Here is a 17,518-nt window from a genome sequence, read left to right on the forward strand (position 1 = left end):
CTGGCTGATGCTGGCGTTGAAGGTCACCGGCGTGGCGTTCGTCCTCGCCTTTCTCGCCTTGGTCATCGCGGTCTACGTCACGCGCGGGCAATTGCCGAGCTTCGACGAACTCAAGTCTTCGCCCAACGGCCAGATGATCCGCGTGCTCGCCGCCGACGGCACGCCGATCGTCAGCCTGGGGCCGAGCTATGGCGAGTGGCTGACCTACGACCAGATCCCGCAAGTCATGAAGGACGCGATGGTCTCGGTCGAGGATCGCCGATTCCGCGAGCATTGGGGCGTCGATCCGGTCGGCGTCGCCCGATCGGTGCAGGTGCGCATCACCGAGGGCCATTGGAAGCAGGGCGGATCGACGATCACCCAGCAGCTGGCGCGCAACATCTTCCTGTCTTCGGCCAAGCAGTTCGGCCGCAAGTTCCGCGAGGGCATCCTGGCGCTCGCCATGGAGCGCAAGTTCACGAAGGATCAGGTGCTCGAACTCTACCTGAACAAGGTCTATTTCGGCGGCGGCGCGTACGGGATCGACGCCGCGAGCCGGAAATTCTTCGGGCATGGCGCCGATCATCTGACCTTGTCCGAAGCTGCGATCATCGCCGGCCTGGTCAAAGCGCCGTCGCATTATTCGCCGACCGCCGACGCCGAAGCCGCGGTCGGGCGCGCGGGCGTCGTGATCGGGCTGATGAAGGAAACCGGCAAGATCAGCCCGACCGAAGCCGCGGCCGCCGATCCCAAAACGGTCAAGCTCGCGCCCGAACCCAATCAGAACAGCGTGCGCTACTTCACCGATTGGGCGCTGCCGCAGCTGGAGAATTTGATCGACGAGCCCAACCGTCCGCTCGAAGTGTGGACGACGATCGATATCAAGATGCAGAAGGCCGCGGACGACGCGATCCGCAACAATGCGCCGGGCAATGCGCAGGGCGCGCTGATCAGCCTCGACCGCGACGGCGCCGTCCGCGCGATGGTCGGCGGCAAGGACTACGTCACGTCGAACTACAACCGATCGATCACCGCGCTGCGCCAGCCGGGCTCGTCGTTCAAATTATTCGTCTATCTGGCCGCGCTCGAAGCCGGCAAACGACCGGGCGATCCGATCGTCGACGAGCCGATCACGATCGAGGGCTGGAGCCCGCGCAACTCGTCGGGCCGCAACGCCGGGCAAATGGATATCCGCACGGCCTTCGCCTATTCGGTCAACACCGTTGCGGCGAAACTGGGCCAGGAAGTCGGCTTCACGACGATCGCCGACATGGCGCGGCGGTTCGGCATTTCGACGCCGATCTCGACCTATCCCTCGATGGTGCTCGGCTCGAACGACGTCCGCGTGATCGATATGACCCGCGCCTTCGCCAGCGTGGCGAACAAGGGCGTGGCGGTAACGCCGTACGGCATCACCAAGGTCACATCGATGGGCGAGACAATCTACAGCCACGAGGTCGATCGCAGCCACGTCCTGGTCGCGCCCTATGTCGCGCAGGAGATGACCGACCTACTCCAAACCGCGGTCAATACGGGCACCGGCCGCGCCGCGCAGATCGGACGTCCGGTCGCGGGCAAGACGGGGACGACCAGTTCGAACAAGGACGGCTGGTTCATCGGCTTTTCGTCGGGGCTGACGACCGGTGTGTGGATGGGCCGCGACGACGCCAAGGTCGTGCCGGGCCTGCAGGGCGGCACCGCGCCGGCGCGCGCATTCGCCGCGTTCATGAAGATCGCGACCGCCGGGCGCCCGGTCGAGCAATTCGACACCGCGGTGACCCTGCCCGAATTCCAGCTCGAGAACGAAAGCGATTTCGGCCTGCCCGACAATGGCGGCGGTTCGCTGGTCGATCCCGACGGCAATCCGATCCCGCAGGATCAGATCGCGCCCGACGACGGGATCGGCGGGGGCGATGCAGGCTCGCCGCCGAGTTCGGAGGACGACACGCCGCAGACCGCGCCCGACGGCCCGCCCAAGACGACCGACCGGATCGACAAGAAATGGCTCGACCGCGTTACCGGGGGCGATTCGAGCGGGGGCAAGCGCCCGCCGTCACGCGATCATTCGCAACCCGTGGATCGTCCGCGCGACGTTCAGCCGCGTCCCAACCAGTGAAGTCCCGCACCGTGGCGTTTGAGCCACGCGCGCGCGGGCGACGGATCGGCGCCGTACAGGTCGCGTAGCGCCGCGTAGAAAGCCGGCGAATGGTCCATGTGGAGCCGGTGCGCGACTTCGTGCGCGACGGTTGCGCGGCGCACGTGCGGCGGCGCGCAGATCAGCCGCCAGCTGTAGCGGATCGCGCCGGTCGATGCGCAACTGCCCCAGCGGGCCTTCGGGTCGGCAACCGATACGCGGCTGACCGTCACGCCTGCCTTGGCGGCGTAGCTGGCGGTTTCCTCGGAAAGGACCGTCAGCGCGCGGCGCTTGAGCCAGGTCTCGATCCGTCGGGAGAGTCCTTCGATCGGGCCGCCGCAAAGCAACACCTCGTCATGCCGGACTTGATCCGGCATCCCGCTTCTTCGTTCATCAATCGATAAGCGGGACCCCGGCTCAAGGCCGGGGTGACGAAGAAGGGTGATGGTCCGCGGACGCGCCGGATCCCAATCGATCACGACGTCCTCGCCCTCGATCGGGATCACCGCGCCGGGCGCGAACGGCCGTGTATCGGGCAGGCGGATGCGTTGCGCGTCGATCCAGCCGCGATGCTCCTCCGCCCAGGCCATCGCGCGCTTCAGCGACGCGCGCGGCGGCAGGGTCAGGCGCACCCGCCCGCTCGCTGGATCGACCGACAGCCGCATCCGTCGCGCCCGCGCATGCCGGACGATCTCGATCTCCGCGCTCACAATTTGCGATCGACCAGGTGGAATTCGAGCTCCCCGGCATCGTCTTCGCTGACGGTCCAGCCGCGCGTCGATTCGCCCGCGCGATGCACCGCCTCGCGGTCGCCGCAGACGAGGTAGTGCCAGTCGGGCAGCTTCTCCCCGTTCGCCCGCAACCGATACGCGCAGGTCGAGGGTAGCCATTCGGTCGAATAGACGTTGTCGTTGGTCAGCCGCACGCAATCGGGGACGTAGGTGCGGCGGTTCTTGTAGTCCTTGCATTGCGCGGTGCGGCGGTCGAGCAATTTGCACGCGACGTTGGTGGGGTAGAGCTCACCGGTCGTGTCGTCCTCCAGCTTGTGCAGGCAGCATTTGCCGCAGCCGTCGCACAATGCCTCCCACTGGCCGCGGTCCAGTTCGGCCAGCGTCTTCGTTTCCCAGAATTTGTCCGTGGTCATTTGACCCAGCGCTTGATCTCGTCGGCGGTCGCGTCGGCGCCCTGATCGGTGGGTAGCAACGCGATCGGCTTGTTGTCGGGATCCATCAGATAGGCGGCGTTGGAGTGTCCGACCAGATAGCCGCCCTCGGCATTCGGTTTTTCCTTCGACGCCGACACGCCATAGGCTTTGCGCACCTTGTCGATCGCGGCGACGCTGCCGGTCAGCCCGACGAACCGCGGGTAGAAAGCGTGGACGAACTGGCCGACGACCTTCGGCGTGTCGCGTTCGGGATCGACCGTGACGAACACCGGCACGACCTTCGCCGATACATCGGGGTCGCTCTTGTCGAGCGCGCGCATCGCCGCGCCGATCGTTTGCGCCGTCGTCGGGCAGATATCGGGGCAGAAAGTATAGCCGAAATACATGATGCGGTACTTGCCCGCGAAGCTCCGGTCGGTGACCGGCTTGCCGTCCTGGTCGGTCAGCGAGAACGGCCCGCCGATCCGGGCGCCCTCGAGCGGCGGCGGCGTAGCCGGCGTGGAGGAACACGCCGCGGCCGAAAGCGATAGAAGGATGACGAAGCGGGAAAAATTCATCGCGGTGTCAGCCTTGATCCGTTAGGGGCGGGTACGCAAGTTCGTCGCTCAGTACCAAGGTATCGACCCATGGCCTCTTCGTTTCTCCGTCTCGCGCTCGCCGGCACATTGCTCGTAACCGCGATGCCCGCCACTGCGCAGCTACTCGGCGGGTCGCCCGGCTACCAGTTCCTCGACGCTGTGCGCGACGACAAGGGGACCGAAGTCGACAAGATCCTCGCCAAGCCGGGGACGCGGATCATCGACACGCAGGATCCGACGACGGGCGAAACCGCGCTGCACATCGTCGCCAAGCGCAACGATTCGAAATACGTGACCTACCTGCTCGCGCGCGGCGCCAACCCCAACATCAAGGATCGCGAAGGCAACACGCCGTTGCTGGCCGCGATCGACCGCGGGTTCGCCGGGCTGATCCCGATCCTGCTGAAGGGCAAGGCGAACGTGAATTTCGTCGGCCAGGGCGGCCAGACGCCGTTGATCAAGGCGGTGCTGCGCCGCGACGAGGAAATGGTCCGCGCGCTGCTCGCCGGCGGTGCCGATCCCGATCGCAAGGACTATCAGGCGGGCAAGTCGGCGCGCGACTACGCCAACGAGGATACGCGCAATTCGACGCTCGCCAAGCTGTTCAAGGACGTGCCTGTGACGAACCGCCGCGCCGTATCGGGGCCTACGCTGTAATCGGCTCGGTACCGGCGCCGGGCAGCTTCTTGAACAGCGTCCGATCCTCGGGCTTGAACGCGTAGCGCCACACGACGAACAGGAAGGCGCCGACCAGGGCCGGCTCGCCGAACAGCAATTCGGCCCATTCGAGCCGCTTGGGCAGCCACGTGAAGAACGTCCCGACCAGCACCGACGCGGCGATCGCGGCGAGGAACGACCAGCGCCACGCCAGCACTCGCGCGCCGAGCATCCGACGCAGCACGCCCGCCTTGATCAGCGAGGTCATGGTCAGCGACAGCAGCAGCGCGATGGCCGGTCCCGCCGCCTGGTAATTCACCGGATAGCCGAGCGCCCGGATCGCGTGGATCAGCGCGAAACTGAGTGCGATCTGGAAGCCCAGCATGAAGATCGAGATGGCGAGGTTGAAGTGCCGCGCCATGTAGACGAGCGCCGCTTCGCTGACCGCGCCCTGCGTCGCGAGCACCTCACCCCAGAGCAGGAACGCGAGCGCGGCGGTGCCGGCGACGAATTGCGGGCCGATCAGCCCCATCACCGCTTCGCCCGGGATCGATCCCATCAGCGCGACGATGGCCTGCGCCGACATGATCCAGAACCCGACCTGGCGCACCTGTTGCGCGATGGCGGCGCGATCGTTCTTGGCCAGGCTCTGCGTGATGACGGGGCCGAGGATCGGGTCGAAGCTCGACTTCAGCTTCTGCGGGATCGAGCTGATCTGCTGCGCCATGTAGTAGATGCCGACGATCCGCGGCTCGAACACCATGCCCAGGATGAATCGGTCGACATTGCGCGTGCCCCATTCGATCGTCTCGGCCCCTGCCAGCGGTGCGTTGCGCCGCGCCATGACGGCGACCCGGCCGAGGTGCGGACGCCAGCCGCGCGGCAGGCCGTAACTGCGCAGCATCGGGACCAGCGACGCGATCATCGCCGCGGTCAGCGCGGTCATGTACGCCAGCGTCAAGCCGTCGTCGCGCGCGACGTAGTAATAGACCAGCACCGCGACCGAGATCGTCCACGGCTCGATGATCGCGCGCGCCGTCACCGACGCCTTGATGTTGCGGCGGTAGGCGAGCGCGGCGAGCGCCACGTCGGATAGCGAAATCGGGATGATCGTCAGCGCGAACCAGCGATCGAACCCGTCGGTGACACCGTCGGGAAACATCACTTGCGGTATCGCGAACAGGAATCCGCCGATGATCAGCCCGGCGATCAGCGCGAGCAGCAGCGCGTCCCAGACGGTGCGGATTTCCTGCTGCGCGTCCTCCGCTTTGGCCAGCGCCAGCGCGAGCCCCCGCTTCAGCCCCAGCGTCGCGATCAGCGCGCCGAGCTCGATCACCACCACCGCCAGCGCATAGCGTCCCACCGCATCCGGCCCATACAGCCGCCCCGCGACGAACAGGAACGGCATTCGCGCGATCAGCCGGATCGCGAACCCGCCGATATTGGTCCGTCCCCCCTTGGCGAGCGCGCCGATTTCGTCGGGCGCGGCGGCGGGAACCGCGGTCTCGGTCAATGCGCGGCGCCCCAGCTCGCACCCGTGCCGATCTCGATCGCGAGCGGGACGTTGAGCGTGATCGCGGGTTCGGCCGCCGTCGCCATGACGCGTTCGATCACCGGCTTGGCCGCCTCGACTTCGCTCTCCGGCACTTCGAACACGAGTTCGTCATGGACCTGGAGCAGCATCTTCGTGCCGGTCAGCCCGGCCTCGGTCAGCGCCGGTCCCATCCGCGCCATCGCGCGCTTGATGATGTCGGCGCTGGTACCCTGGATCGGCGCGTTGATCGCGGCGCGTTCGGCGCCCTGGCGGACGTGCTGGATCGGCGACTTGATCTGTGGGAACCAGGTCTTGCGGCCGAACAACGTCTCGGTGTGGCCGCGGCGGCGCACACCCTCCAACGTATCGTTGATATAGGCCGAGATGCCGGGGAAGCGCTCGAAATATCGACTGATCATCGCCTGCGCCTCGTCGGCGTCGATCTCCAGCCGGCCGGCCAGGCCCCAGCGCGAAATGCCGTAGAGGATCGCGAAGTTGATCGTCTTCGCCCGCCCGCGCGTGTCGCGATTGACCTCGCCGAACAGCTCGTTGGCGGTCGCGGCGTGGATGTCCTCGCCGCGCAGGAACGCGTCGCGCAAGGGGGGTACGTCGGCCATGTGCGCGGCCAGCCGCAGCTCGATCTGCGAATAGTCGGCGGCCAGGATGACGTGGCCCGGCTCGGCGATGAAGGCGTCGCGGATCTGGCGGCCCGTCTCGGTACGAATCGGGATGTTCTGCAGGTTCGGGTCGGTCGAGGAGAGGCGGCCGGTCTGCGCGCCGGTCAGGCTGTAGCTGGTGTGGACGCGGCCGGTCTGGCGGTCGATCTGCTGCTGGAGCGCGTCGGTATAGGTCGATTTGAGCTTCGACAGCTGGCGCCAGTCGAGCACCAGGCCGGCGATCACGACGCCCTCCGCCTTCATTTTTTCCAGGACGGTGACGTCGGTCGAATAGGCGCCGGACTTGCCCTTCTTGCCGCCCTTCAGTCCCATCTTGTCGAACAGGATCGCGCCGAGCTGCTGGGTCGAGCCGATCTGGAACGGCTGGCCCGCCTCGGCCTGGATTTCCTCTTCGAGCCGCGCCATCTCTTGCGCGAACTGGCCCGACAGGCGCGACAGATGATCGCGATCGACCTTGATCCCCGCGCGCTCCATGCCGGCGACGACCGGGATCAACGGGCGATCGACCATCTCGTAGACGCGACTTCCGCCCTCATACGCCAGCCGCGGCTTGAACCGGGTCCATAGCCGCCATGTCACGTCGGCATCCTCGCCGCCGTAGCGCGTCGCCTCGGGGAGCGGGACTTGCGCGAAGCTGATCGCCTTCTTGCCGGTGCCGGTCACGTCCTTGAAGCTGATGCAGGTGTGTTCGAGCACGGCGTGCGCGACCTCGTCCATGCCATGCCCGGCGAGGCTCTGGCCGGCGTCCAGGTCGAAGCTCATCACCATCGTGTCGTCGATCGGGGTTACGTCGAGCCCGTGGCGGATCAGCACGTTGAGGTCGTATTTGATGTTGTGGCCGATTTTGAGCACGCCGGGATCGACCAGCAGTAGACGCAGCGCCGCGACCACCTCGGCGAGCGGCAGCTGCGGCGGCACTTCGCCGAACATGTCGTCGCTCGACCGGTGGCCGATCGGGATGTAGCAGGCGCGGCCGGGCTTGGTCGCGAGACAGATGCCGACCAGGTTCGCCGCCATGCTGTCGAGCGAGTCGGTCTCGGTATCGATCGCGATCGTGCCGCTGGCGTGGCTCTCGGCGATCCACGCATCGAGCTGGTCGAGCGTCGTCACGGTCTCGTACGTGCCACAGTCGATCGGCGGCAGCTCGATGAAATCGGGCGTGTCGGATTCGGCGACCGCGACCGCCGCGGCAACCGGATCGGCGGTCTCACGGCCCGGCGCGTGCGCAGCCATACGCGACAGGAGGGTCTTGAACCCCTGATCCTCCAGGAACGCGCGCAAGGGTTCGGGTGGGATGCCCTCTAGCTTCAGCTCGTCGAGCGTGTGCGGCACCGCGGTGTCGGTGTGGAGCGCGACCAGCTTGCGTGACAGCCGCGCCATCGCCTCATGCTCGATCAGACTGTCGCGCATCTTCGACGGCTTCATGTCGGGCGCGGCGGCCAGCACGGCGTCGAGATTGTCGTATTCGACGATCAGCTTCGCCGCCGTTTTCGCGCCGATCCCCGGCACGCCCGGCACGTTATCGACCGCATCGCCCATCAATGCGAGGACATCGCCGAGCTGGTCGGGGCGCACGCCGAACTTGGTCTGCACGTACTCGGCGCCGCGCCGTTCGTTCTTCATCGTGTCGAGCATGTCGACCTGCGGCTGGATCAGCTGCATCAGGTCCTTGTCGGAGCTGACGATGGTGACGTCCCACCCCGCCTCGACCGCGCGGCAGGTATAGGTGGCGATGATGTCGTCGGCCTCGAACCCTTCTTCCTCGATGCACGGCAGCGAGAAGGCGCGGGTCGCTTCGCGGATCAGCGGGAATTGCGGGATCAGGTCTTCGGGCGGCGGCGGACGCTGCGCCTTGTACTTGTCGTAAAGGTCGTTGCGGAACGTGTGGCTGCCCTTATCGAGCACCACCGCCAGGTGGGTCGGCCCCTCCGCCTTGTCGAGCGCGTCGGCCAGCTTCCACAGCATCGCGGTATAGCCATAGACCGCGCCCGCCGGGGTGCCGTGCCGGTTGGTGAGCGGCGGCAGCTGGTGATAGGCGCGGAAGATGTAGCCGGAGCCGTCGACGAGATAGAGATGAGGCATCGTGGCACGGAGATAGTACAGCCGCGCCTCACGACAAAGCCCGGTTATTGTCGCGAAATGCACGGCCGCTTCCGCGCGCGGGCAAAACGTTTTAGGCTTGTCGCATGCCAGCGACCGATGAAAAAGCCGCCCGCCTCGCCGCGCAGCTTCGCGCCAATCTGAAGCGCCGCAAGGAGCAGGCACGCGGGGGCGCCGCGTCGCCGGTGACGAAACCCGATGACGCGGCCCGCGCGGACGATTAGGAACCCGGCGATGCACCGACCCACGCTCTCGATCGTCGTCCCCTGCTACAACGAAGCGCTGACGCTGCCGCAGCTCCACGCGCGCGTGTCGGCCGCCGCCAAGGCCGAGGTCGGGGAGGATTACGAACTCGTCCTGATCAACGACGGATCGAAGGACGATAGCTGGCCGATCATGCAGCGGCTGTCCGCGGAGGATCCGCGGCTGGTCGCGATCAACCTGTCGCGCAACCACGGCCACCAGCTCGCGCTCACCGCGGGGCTCGATCTGTGCGCGGGCGAGCAGATCCTGGTGATCGACGCCGATTTGCAGGACCCGCCCGAATTGCTGGGGGAGATGCGCGCGAAGATGGCGGCGGAACAGGCCGACGTGGTCTATGCCGTGCGCCGCAAACGCGACGGCGAGACATTCTTCAAGAAGGCGACCGCGGCGGCTTTCTACCGCTTGCTCGACCGCGTCACCGACACGCCGATCCCGCTCGACACCGGCGACTTCCGGTTGATGAGCCGGCGCGCGCTCGACGCGTTCCTGAGCCTACCGGAACAGGCGCGCTTCATTCGCGGCATGGTGGCCTGGGTCGGTTTCCGCCAGGTGCCGTTCCCCTACGACCGCGCCGAACGATTCGCGGGCGAGACCAATTATCCGCTGTCGAAGATGCTGCGGCTCGCATTCGACGCGATGACGGGTTTTTCGACCAAGCCGCTGACGCTCGCGAGCCATTTCGGGGTCGCGCTGGGCGGCGCGTCGGTGCTGCTGCTGATCTACATCGCGTATGGATTCATTCGCGGGAATGCGGTGCCGGGCTGGACCAGCCTGGCGTTCATCGTCGTGCTGCTCGGGTCGGTGCAGATGTTCGTGCTCGGCATGATCGGCGAGTATCTCGGGCGGCTCTATGTCGAGAGCAAAAGGCGGCCGCTCTATCTGGTCAGCGATGTCGCGGGACCGGTGCAGGGAACCGCGAAGCTCGGCTATCGCGCCGGCGACGGCCACCACATCGCCGTCGCCCCGACCGCGCCGGAAGCGGTCGAGGAACAGAAAGCGGCGGAGTAAATCCTTCCCCGGAGGGGGAGGTGGCAGGCGCAGCCTGACGGAGGGGTATTCGCCTTATCGCAACCACGCTGCTTGGGCGCGCTACCCCTCCACCATCGCTGCGCGATGGTCCCCCTCCCCTTGCAGGGGAGGATCAGCTTTTCGGCACCGCCAGCGTCAGGATCGACACGCCCGGCGTCATCGGCAGCCGACCGACGAGATGCCGTTCCAGCCGAAAGATCGCCTCGAACGCCTTGTTGAGCGGCTTGGCGGGGGGTGAATCGTCGCTGTCGTCGCGGCCGGTCATCCGCCCCGCGACGCGTGCCGCGGCGGCGAGCGGGAACAGCAGCGAGTTGAAATAGCCGAGCTTTTTCGGCGTCAGGCCGGCCGCGTCGATCGCCGCTTTCAGGCTCGCCTTCGAATAGCGCCGGTGGTGATGGTTCACGACGTCGTGCGCCGACCACATCCATTGGTGCGCGGGGACTGCGATCAGGATCTTGCCGCCGGGTTTGAGGCATTCCTTCATCGCCGTCAGCGCGGCGACGTCGTCCTCGATATGCTCGACCACGTCGAGCACCGCGATCATGTCGTACGCGCCGCGTTCGATGCCGGGCAGCGCGGGAAGGGGCGCGTCGCTGACCGGCTTGCCCAGCCGTTTCGCCGCGATTGCACGCGCGGCGGGATCGATCTCGATCGCATCGACGTCGCCGAACTGCATCAGCATCGGCAGATTGTGTCCGGTGCCGCAGCCGATCTCCAGGATGCGCGCGCCCTTCGGCAGATCGGCGTAGCGCGCGACGTAGTCGTGCAGGATGTCGCGCCGCGCGGTGTACCACCAATGCGTCGAGTCATGCTCCGCCATGCGGTCGTAGACGATACGGTCCATCTTACCCGAATACCCATTGGCGGTTGAGCGCGAAAGTCGCGAGCGGCGTGATCGTGACGATCGGGATCAGCGGCAGCCATTCGGGGCCGTGAAACAACGGCCCGGTGATGATCCAGGTGAACAGCGCGTTGAGCACCAGCCCGAAGCCCTGGACGAGCAGGAACTTGCCGTGCTGCCTGCCGCTATTGTCGCGCTCGCCATGGCCCTTGAAGCTCCAGAAGGAGTGCAGGAAGAACCCCGCCGTGACGGCGACGAGAAACGCCGGCGGCACCGCGAACACCGCCTTGTTGCCGGTGAACACCCACCAGGCGAGCGGCAGATAGACGGCCGAATAGATGACGGTCGAGATCACCCCGGCGATGCCGAAGCGGATCAACTGGCCGAGCATGCCGCTTGCGCGCATCGCATCGAATTGTTTGAGGATTGCCGTCACACGCTTGCCCTAGAGGTGGCGGCCGCCCTAATGCGCGGAAAGGCGCGAGGGAAGCATTTTGAACGACATCGACAAGCCGGACGCGATGGCGACGCTCGACCGCGACCTCGCGGCGCTGGATCGGAGCCTGGCGGAGCGGTGGGGCGATTTCGTCGACGAGCTCGACCGCCACTGGATGCGCTACGTGATGATCACGTGGCTGCTGATCGCGTTCTGGTATGTCGGTACCGAATGGCCGCGCATCCAGGCGCTGGCGTTGGGCGATACCGACGACAATATGCGGCTGATGCAGGTCCGCGCGCTGCTCAACGGGCAGGACTGGTACGACCTGCGCAATTACTATCTCAACCCGCCGGGCGGGTTCGACATCCATTGGAGCCGTATCGTCGATCTGCCGATCGCCGGGCTGATCCTGCTGCTGCGGCCGTTCGTCGGGACGCCGGAGGCCGAGCGGCTGGCGTGCGGAATCGCGCCGCTGTTGCCGCTATCGATCGCGTTCCTCGGCCTTGGCGCGACCGCGCGGCGGCTGATCGGGAAGCATGCCTGGCCGCTGGCGCTCGCGTTGATGGCGTTCGCCTGCACGTCGACGATGCTGATGTTCGCGCCCGAGCGGATCGATCATCACGGCTGGCAGCTCGCGATGCTGAGCCTGACCGTGGCGGGCCTGTCGGACCCGAAGCGCGCCCGAGGCGGGGCGATCGTCGGGGCGGCGAGCGCGGTCAGCCTGTCGATCGGGCTGGAGATGATGCCGTACGTCGCGATGGCGGGGGCGATCATCACGTTGCAATGGATCTGGGATCGCGAGGAAGCGCCGCGCGTAGAGGGATATGCGCTGTCGCTCGGTGGCGGGACGGCGCTCGGCTATGCGGCGTTCGGGTCGTACGCCAACAGCGTGATGCGCTGCGACGCGCTGACGCCGGTGTATCTGACGGTGATGATCGTCGCGGGTGCGCTGCTGTTCGCGATGGCGCGGCTCAACCCGAGTTCGCGTTGGGTGCGTTTGGGGCTCGCCGTGGCTGCGGGCGCGGTGATCGTCGCGGGCTTCGCATTGCTGTTCCCGCAATGCCTGGGGCGGCCGGAGCAAGTGTCGCCCGAGCTCGCGAAGAACTGGCTCAACAACGTGCGCGAGGCGAAGCCGGTCTATACGCACCCGTTCCGCACCGCGTTCCCGATCGTAACCTTGCCGCTGATCGGCTTGCTCGGCGCATTCATCGCCGCGAAGCGCGCGATCGACGAGCGCGCGTCCAACACGGTCGGCTGGACCGCGGTCGCGCTATTCACGCTGTTCGCTTGCCTGATGCTCCTATGGCAGACCCGCGCCGCGCCAGGTGCGCAGATGCTCGCGGTGCCCGGCGCTGCAGCGCTCATCTGGATCGCGGTGCCGTTGACCTTGGGCAGCGGCAACATGCTGGTCCGCGTGTTCGGCACGGTTGCCGTCGTCATCTTCGCGTCGGGCGCGTTCGCCGCCTGGTCGATCCAGTATCTCCCGATCGACAAGCCCGACAAACGCGCCCAGGCGGTCAACAACGCCAGCGCGCGCTGCCCGTCGTACAATGCGATGATCGCGCTCAATCGCTATCCGCCCGGCACGATGTTCAGCTTCGTCGATCTCGGTCCGCGGATCATCGTGGTATCGCACCACAAGGCCGTGGCCGGGCCGTATCACCGCAACGGCGACGCTATCCTCGACGTCCAGCACGCGTTCGGCCGCTCGCCCGACGAATTCCGCGCGATCGCCGCGAAGCATGGCGCGGCCTATCTGCTGGTGTGCCCGAACATGGCCGAATCGACGATCTACCGCGCGCGCAATCCGGGCGGCTTCTACGATCGGTTGGCGAAGGGAGAGACGTTCGCGTTCCTGACGCCATTGCCGCTGCCGAAGAACTCGCCGCTCCGGCTGTTCAGGATCAACTGAGCCCGAACGCTTTGCCGATCCCGTCGATCACGAACTGAACCGCGAGCGCGCCGAGCAATACGCCGAGGATGCGCGTGATGACCGATTCGACACGCGCGCCGAGCAGCCGCATCAACGGCCCGGCCGCCAGCAGCGCGAGCAGGGTCAGCACCAGCACGGTCGCCAGCGCGGCGATCACCACCGCAACGCGCTCAAACCCGTGATTGCGACCCATCGTCAGCATGACGCTGGCGATCGAGCCCGGCCCGGCGATCATCGGCATCGCCATTGGGAAGATGGAGACGTCCTCGACCTCCGGCGTCGAGGCGACCTTGGCGGCGCGGTCCTCGCGGCGCTCGGTGCGCTTCTCGAACACCATTTCGAGCGCGATCAGGAACAGCATGATCCCGCCCGCGATGCTGAATGCGGGCAGGCTGACGCCGAGCGCGTGGAGGATCGCTTCGCCGACCGCGGCGAACACGAACAGGATGATGGCCGCGACGATTACCGCGCGCACTGCCATTGCACGGCGATGCGCCGGCGTCGCGCCCTTGGTCAGCCCGGCATAGATCGGCGCGCAGCCGGGCGGGTCGATAACGACGAAGAACGTAACGAAGGCGGAAAGATAGAGTTCGATCAAGCTTTTATCTTGTCCTCAATCACAGGCACGAACGCCTTGCCGTCCCATAGACGCGCGGTGAAGGTACGCGATCCATCGGGGGCGACCGACCACGACCAGGTCAGGCTGTGGTCACCCGACTCGCCCTGCGCCGACTTGTTCGCCGGATCAAGCGGCGTGCCCGCATTTTGCCCCGGCTTGCGGCACGACGCGCGGCGAACCAACGGTTGCGCGGGACGCGCGCGGGCGGCTTCCAACCCGTCGCCGCCATCGACGGTCCATTTCCAACCACCGTCGGGCTGCCTCACCCATACCGTCGTGAAATAACCGTCCGAGCCGTCGGGGCGTTTCCATCCGCCGGTGTTGACCGCGAGCTTCCCGTCGCACGACAGGTAGCTCGCGGTCGGCCACCAATCGATCACCTTGGGCGGATCCTTGCGGTCTTTCAGGAACTCGTGGGTGTTGGTCGGCTGCGGCACGAACATCACCGAATCGTCGGTCGACCATTTGCGGAACGCGGTCCACTGACCGATCGTCTTGGCGTCGGCGGCAAAGGCGCGCTCGGCATCGACCGGCATTTGCGGTGCGGCGGCGGCAGCGGCGAGCAAAAGAATCGGCAGCATCTAACCCTCCCTAGACGTATATAATACGACACGTACTATATACGCCGCCAAGGTCATGTCGATGACATCGCTGCCCGGCCGGAAACGCACCCCATCACAGCGCATCCTTGTCATAAGGAACGCGCGCACGGCGATGCGCCGATACCAACGTGTTCCTGAGCAGAACCGCGATCGTCATCGGTCCGACGCCGCCCGGCACCGGCGTCACCGCGCCGGCGACCTGCATTGCGCCGGCGAAATCGACGTCGCCGACCAGCCGCCCGTTGCTGCCCTCGACCGGCGCGGCCTCGCGGTTGATGCCGACGTCGATCACCGTCGCGCCCGGCTTGATCCAGTCACCCTTGATCATCTCGGCTCGGCCGACCGCCGCTACGACGATGTCGGCACGACGCACGACGCTCGACAGATCCTTGGTCTTCGAGTGCGCGAGCGTGACGGTGCAGCTTTCCTTGGTCAGCAGCGCCGCCATCGGCTTGCCGACGATGTTCGACCGGCCGATCACGACGGCGTCGAGCCCCGCCAGATCGCCGAGCTGATCCTTGAGCAGCATCAGGCACCCCAGCGGCGTGCACGGCACGAAGCCGTAGAGCCCGGTTGCCAGCCGCCCGGCATTGACCGGGTGGAAGCCGTCAACATCCTTGTCGGGGTCGATCCGCGTCGTCACCGCGCGCTCGTCGATATGGTCGGGAAGCGGCAGCTGGACGAGGATGCCGTCGATCCGGTCGTCGGCGTTGAGCGTGTCGATCAGCGCGAGCAATTCGTCCTGCGAGACGTCGGCGGACAGCTTGTGCTCGAAACTCCCCATCCCCGCGGCGACGGTCGCCTTATGCTTGGACCGCACATAGACGGCGGAGGCCGGGTCTTCGCCGACCAGCACCACCGCTAGACCGGGGGCGCGGCCCGCCGCTTCGTGGAAGGACGCGACCTGCGTCGCGATCCGTTCGCGCAATGCTGCCGCGAACGCTTTGCCGTCGATGATGCTAGCCGTCATGCCTCGGCCCTTACGGTCAAGCGCATGACGGCGCTAGATCAGAGCGCGCCCTGGCTCAGATACCAGGCAGCAATGTTCGGGATAACGATCCGCGACAGGATGCCGATGATCAGCAGCACGACGAGCGGCGACAGGTCGAGCGCGCCGAAATCGGGCATGATGCGCCGGATCGGGCGATAGAGCGGCTCGGTCATCCGCTGCAGCGCCAGCCAGATCGAACGGACGGTGTCGTGGTACGTGTTGATCACGTTGAACGCGATCAGCCACGACATGATCGCCTGAACGACGATGATCCACCAGATGATGTCGAGAATGACCTGAAGGATTTGCAATATCGTGATCAAGTGGCTCTCCGTGCGACCGGTGTATTAGATATATAGGACGGTAGTTACGCTCTTACCAGCGTACCGGCACCGCGCCGGGTGAATATTTCGAGCAGCATCGCATGCGGCACGCGGCCGTCGAGGATGACGGCGGCCTCGACCCCGGCCTCTACCGCGGTGACGCAGGTATCGACCTTGGGAATCATCCCGCCCGAAATCGTGCCGTCGGCCTTCATCGCCTCGATCCCCGCGCGGTCGAGGTCGGTTTGCAACTCACCCGCTTTGTTGAGCACGCCCGCGACGTCGGTCAGCAGGAAGAACCGCGTCGCCCCCAGCGCCCCGGCAATCGCGCCGGCCATCGTGTCGGCGTTGATGTTGTAAGTCTCGCCGTCTGCGCCCAGCGCCACGGGGGCGACAATCGGAATGAACCCGTCCTTGGCGAGGTTGGTCAAGATCGTCGGATCGACCTTCACCGGTTCGCCGACGAAGCCGAGGTCGACATGACGCTCGATCCCCGAATTGGGGTCGGGCTCGCGGCCATGCACCTTCTCGGCGATGACCAGGTTCGCGTCCTTGCCCGAAATGCCGACCGCGCGGCCGCCGAGCGCGGCGATCCAGCCGACGATTTCCTTGTTGATCTTGCCCGCCAGCACCATTTCCGCGACCTCGGCGGTGGCGGCGTCGGTGACGCGCAAGCCGCCGACGAAACTCGATTCGACGCCGAGCCGCTTGAGCATCGCGCCGATCTGCGGCCCGCCGCCGTGGACGACCACCGGGTTGATGCCGACCGCCTTGAGCAACACGACGTCCTCGGCGAAGTCGCGCTGCGCCTCCGGATCGCCCATCGCGTGGCCGCCGTACTTCACGACGAAGGTCTGCCCGGCGTAACGCTGCAGATAGGGCAGCGCCTCGACGAGCGTTTCGGCCTTGGCGAGGAGTGCCGGCGAGGGGGCGTGGTCGGTCATGCCGCGCGCGTTAGGCCGCTGCGGTGTTTCCGTCCAGCCAGCGGCCGAGCGCAACGAAGCCGGTGATCAGGAACGGCACGAGCACGATCGACAGCACGACCTTGGTCAGCATCTGCCCCTCCATCAGTCCCAGGATCGGGCGCTCGCCGTAGAAGGAGATGGTGATGAACAGAACGGTGTCGACGACCTGGCTGACGACGCTTGCCACCATGCCGCGGAACCAGACGAGGTGGCCCTTGCCCTCCTGGCCCTTGAGCTTGGAGAAGATGAAGACGTTCAGCGTCTGCGAAATGCCGTAGGAAATGAAGCCCGCCAGCATCATTCGCACGCTCTGTCCGACGACGATCGGGAAGGCGTCGATCGCGGGCGGATACATGCCGGGATCGTGCGGCAGCGCGAGGACGAGCTGGATCAGCGCGGCGGAGGTGAACAGCGGTACGAAGCCGAACCGGACGAGCAAGGTCGCGGTCTTCTGACCGTGCAGTTCGGCGACCGCGCTCGACAGCACGACGAGCAACAAGAACCCGAAAATCCCCGCCTCGACCGCGAGCGGCCCCAGCGCGACCTGCTTCACCCCCAGCACGCCGGCCATGCAGACCATGCCGCCGTACAGGATCGAAAAGACGAACAGCGAGCGCGGGCTCGCGGGAGAGCTGGTTTCCATGCGCGCGAACGCTAGCGGGAAACGGGGCTACGTCAAACCGGAGCA

Annotated in this window: 18 protein-coding genes; 5 read left to right on the forward strand and 13 right to left on the reverse strand. The window is 66.4% G+C overall.

Going from position 1 to position 17,518, the window contains the following annotated elements; translation table 11 throughout:
* Positions 1 to 7: 7 nt before the first annotated feature.
* Complete coding sequence (locus tag FPZ24_RS01175) at positions 8 to 2,095, forward strand: transglycosylase domain-containing protein (protein WP_146574054.1); 2,088 nt, start codon at positions 8 to 10, stop codon at positions 2,093 to 2,095.
* Here FPZ24_RS01175 and FPZ24_RS01180 read toward each other — a convergent pair.
* From FPZ24_RS01180 to FPZ24_RS01190, 3 genes are read right to left on the reverse strand one after another with little or no spacing between them, the layout of a single operon-like run.
* Complete coding sequence (locus tag FPZ24_RS01180; RefSeq protein WP_146569341.1) at positions 2,074 to 2,823, reverse strand: M48 family metallopeptidase; 750 nt, start codon at positions 2,821 to 2,823, stop codon at positions 2,074 to 2,076. The two genes, FPZ24_RS01175 and FPZ24_RS01180, sit on opposite strands and share 22 nt — an antisense overlap.
* Complete coding sequence (locus FPZ24_RS01185) at positions 2,820 to 3,257, reverse strand: YcgN family cysteine cluster protein (protein WP_186728961.1); 438 nt, start codon at positions 3,255 to 3,257, stop codon at positions 2,820 to 2,822. Before FPZ24_RS01185 ends, FPZ24_RS01180 begins: the two co-directional genes overlap by 4 nt.
* Positions 3,254 to 3,835 (reverse strand): SCO family protein, encoded by a 582-nt coding sequence (locus FPZ24_RS01190; RefSeq protein ID WP_146569342.1) that lies wholly within the window; start codon positions 3,833 to 3,835, stop codon positions 3,254 to 3,256. Before FPZ24_RS01190 ends, FPZ24_RS01185 begins: the two co-directional genes overlap by 4 nt.
* Before the next feature lie 69 nt (positions 3,836 to 3,904).
* On the opposite strand from FPZ24_RS01190, the gene FPZ24_RS01195 reads away from it, so the two are divergent.
* Positions 3,905 to 4,513 carry an ankyrin repeat domain-containing protein gene (locus FPZ24_RS01195; RefSeq protein ID WP_146569343.1) on the forward strand — a complete coding sequence of 203 codons (609 nt, stop codon included), beginning with the start codon at positions 3,905 to 3,907 and terminating at the stop codon, positions 4,511 to 4,513.
* On the opposite strand, the gene FPZ24_RS01200 is transcribed toward FPZ24_RS01195, so the two are convergent.
* Positions 4,503 to 5,921, reverse strand: a complete 1,419-nt coding sequence (locus tag FPZ24_RS01200; RefSeq protein ID WP_146574058.1) for a lipopolysaccharide biosynthesis protein — start codon at positions 5,919 to 5,921, stop codon at positions 4,503 to 4,505. The genes FPZ24_RS01195 and FPZ24_RS01200 overlap by 11 nt on opposite strands.
* 101 nt (positions 5,922 to 6,022) lie before the next feature.
* Positions 6,023 to 8,806, reverse strand: a complete 2,784-nt coding sequence (gene polA / locus FPZ24_RS01205) for a DNA polymerase I (protein WP_146569344.1) — start codon at positions 8,804 to 8,806, stop codon at positions 6,023 to 6,025.
* A 104-nt stretch (positions 8,807 to 8,910) separates the two neighbouring features.
* On the opposite strand from polA, the gene FPZ24_RS16990 reads away from it, so the two are divergent.
* Positions 8,911 to 9,048: a hypothetical protein gene (locus FPZ24_RS16990; RefSeq protein WP_186728963.1), complete on the forward strand. Its 138-nt coding sequence runs from the start codon at positions 8,911 to 8,913 to the stop codon at positions 9,046 to 9,048.
* A 10-nt stretch (positions 9,049 to 9,058) separates the two neighbouring features.
* The gene (locus FPZ24_RS01210; protein ID WP_146569345.1) at positions 9,059 to 10,096 is read left to right on the forward strand and encodes a glycosyltransferase family 2 protein; all 1,038 of its coding nucleotides are present in this window, start codon (positions 9,059 to 9,061) and stop codon (positions 10,094 to 10,096) included.
* Positions 10,097 to 10,229: 133 nt separating this feature from the next.
* Here FPZ24_RS01210 and FPZ24_RS01215 read toward each other — a convergent pair whose 3' ends face one another.
* On the reverse strand, positions 10,230 to 10,961 hold the full coding sequence (locus tag FPZ24_RS01215; protein WP_146569346.1) for a class I SAM-dependent methyltransferase: 732 nt from the start codon (positions 10,959 to 10,961) through the stop codon (positions 10,230 to 10,232).
* Position 10,962: 1 nt separating this feature from the next.
* Positions 10,963 to 11,349: a GtrA family protein gene (locus FPZ24_RS01220; RefSeq protein WP_146574060.1), complete on the reverse strand. Its 387-nt coding sequence runs from the start codon at positions 11,347 to 11,349 to the stop codon at positions 10,963 to 10,965.
* A gap of 220 nt (positions 11,350 to 11,569) precedes the next feature.
* Between FPZ24_RS01220 and FPZ24_RS01225 the strand changes: the two genes are divergently transcribed.
* Positions 11,570 to 13,309 carry an AcrB/AcrD/AcrF family protein gene (locus tag FPZ24_RS01225; protein WP_146574062.1) on the forward strand — a complete coding sequence of 580 codons (1,740 nt, stop codon included), beginning with the start codon at positions 11,570 to 11,572 and terminating at the stop codon, positions 13,307 to 13,309.
* On the opposite strand, the gene FPZ24_RS01230 is transcribed toward FPZ24_RS01225, so the two are convergent.
* The 6 genes from FPZ24_RS01230 to FPZ24_RS01255 all read right to left on the reverse strand — a co-directional run bounded on the left by FPZ24_RS01230 (position 13,302) and on the right by FPZ24_RS01255 (position 17,473).
* Complete coding sequence (locus FPZ24_RS01230) at positions 13,302 to 13,928, reverse strand: MarC family protein (RefSeq protein WP_146569347.1); 627 nt, start codon at positions 13,926 to 13,928, stop codon at positions 13,302 to 13,304. The two genes, FPZ24_RS01225 and FPZ24_RS01230, sit on opposite strands and share 8 nt — an antisense overlap.
* On the reverse strand, positions 13,925 to 14,530 hold the full coding sequence (locus tag FPZ24_RS01235; protein ID WP_146569348.1) for a Cif family virulence factor: 606 nt from the start codon (positions 14,528 to 14,530) through the stop codon (positions 13,925 to 13,927). The genes FPZ24_RS01230 and FPZ24_RS01235 overlap by 4 nt, the downstream gene beginning before the upstream one ends.
* A 94-nt stretch (positions 14,531 to 14,624) precedes the next feature.
* Positions 14,625 to 15,521: a bifunctional methylenetetrahydrofolate dehydrogenase/methenyltetrahydrofolate cyclohydrolase FolD gene (gene folD, locus FPZ24_RS01240; protein WP_146569349.1), complete on the reverse strand. Its 897-nt coding sequence runs from the start codon at positions 15,519 to 15,521 to the stop codon at positions 14,625 to 14,627.
* A gap of 38 nt (positions 15,522 to 15,559) precedes the next feature.
* The gene (locus FPZ24_RS01245) at positions 15,560 to 15,865 is read right to left on the reverse strand and encodes a YggT family protein (protein ID WP_146569350.1); all 306 of its coding nucleotides are present in this window, start codon (positions 15,863 to 15,865) and stop codon (positions 15,560 to 15,562) included.
* A gap of 44 nt (positions 15,866 to 15,909) precedes the next feature.
* Positions 15,910 to 16,809, reverse strand: a complete 900-nt coding sequence (gene argB, locus FPZ24_RS01250) for an acetylglutamate kinase (protein WP_146569351.1) — start codon at positions 16,807 to 16,809, stop codon at positions 15,910 to 15,912.
* A 10-nt stretch (positions 16,810 to 16,819) separates the two neighbouring features.
* Positions 16,820 to 17,473: a queuosine precursor transporter gene (locus tag FPZ24_RS01255; protein ID WP_146569352.1), complete on the reverse strand. Its 654-nt coding sequence runs from the start codon at positions 17,471 to 17,473 to the stop codon at positions 16,820 to 16,822.
* Between the last annotated feature and the right edge of the window lie 45 nt (positions 17,474 to 17,518).

Origin of the sequence: Sphingomonas panacisoli, from assembly GCF_007859635.1 — a bacterium.
Taxonomy (GTDB): Bacteria; Pseudomonadota; Alphaproteobacteria; order Sphingomonadales; family Sphingomonadaceae; genus Sphingomonas; species Sphingomonas panacisoli.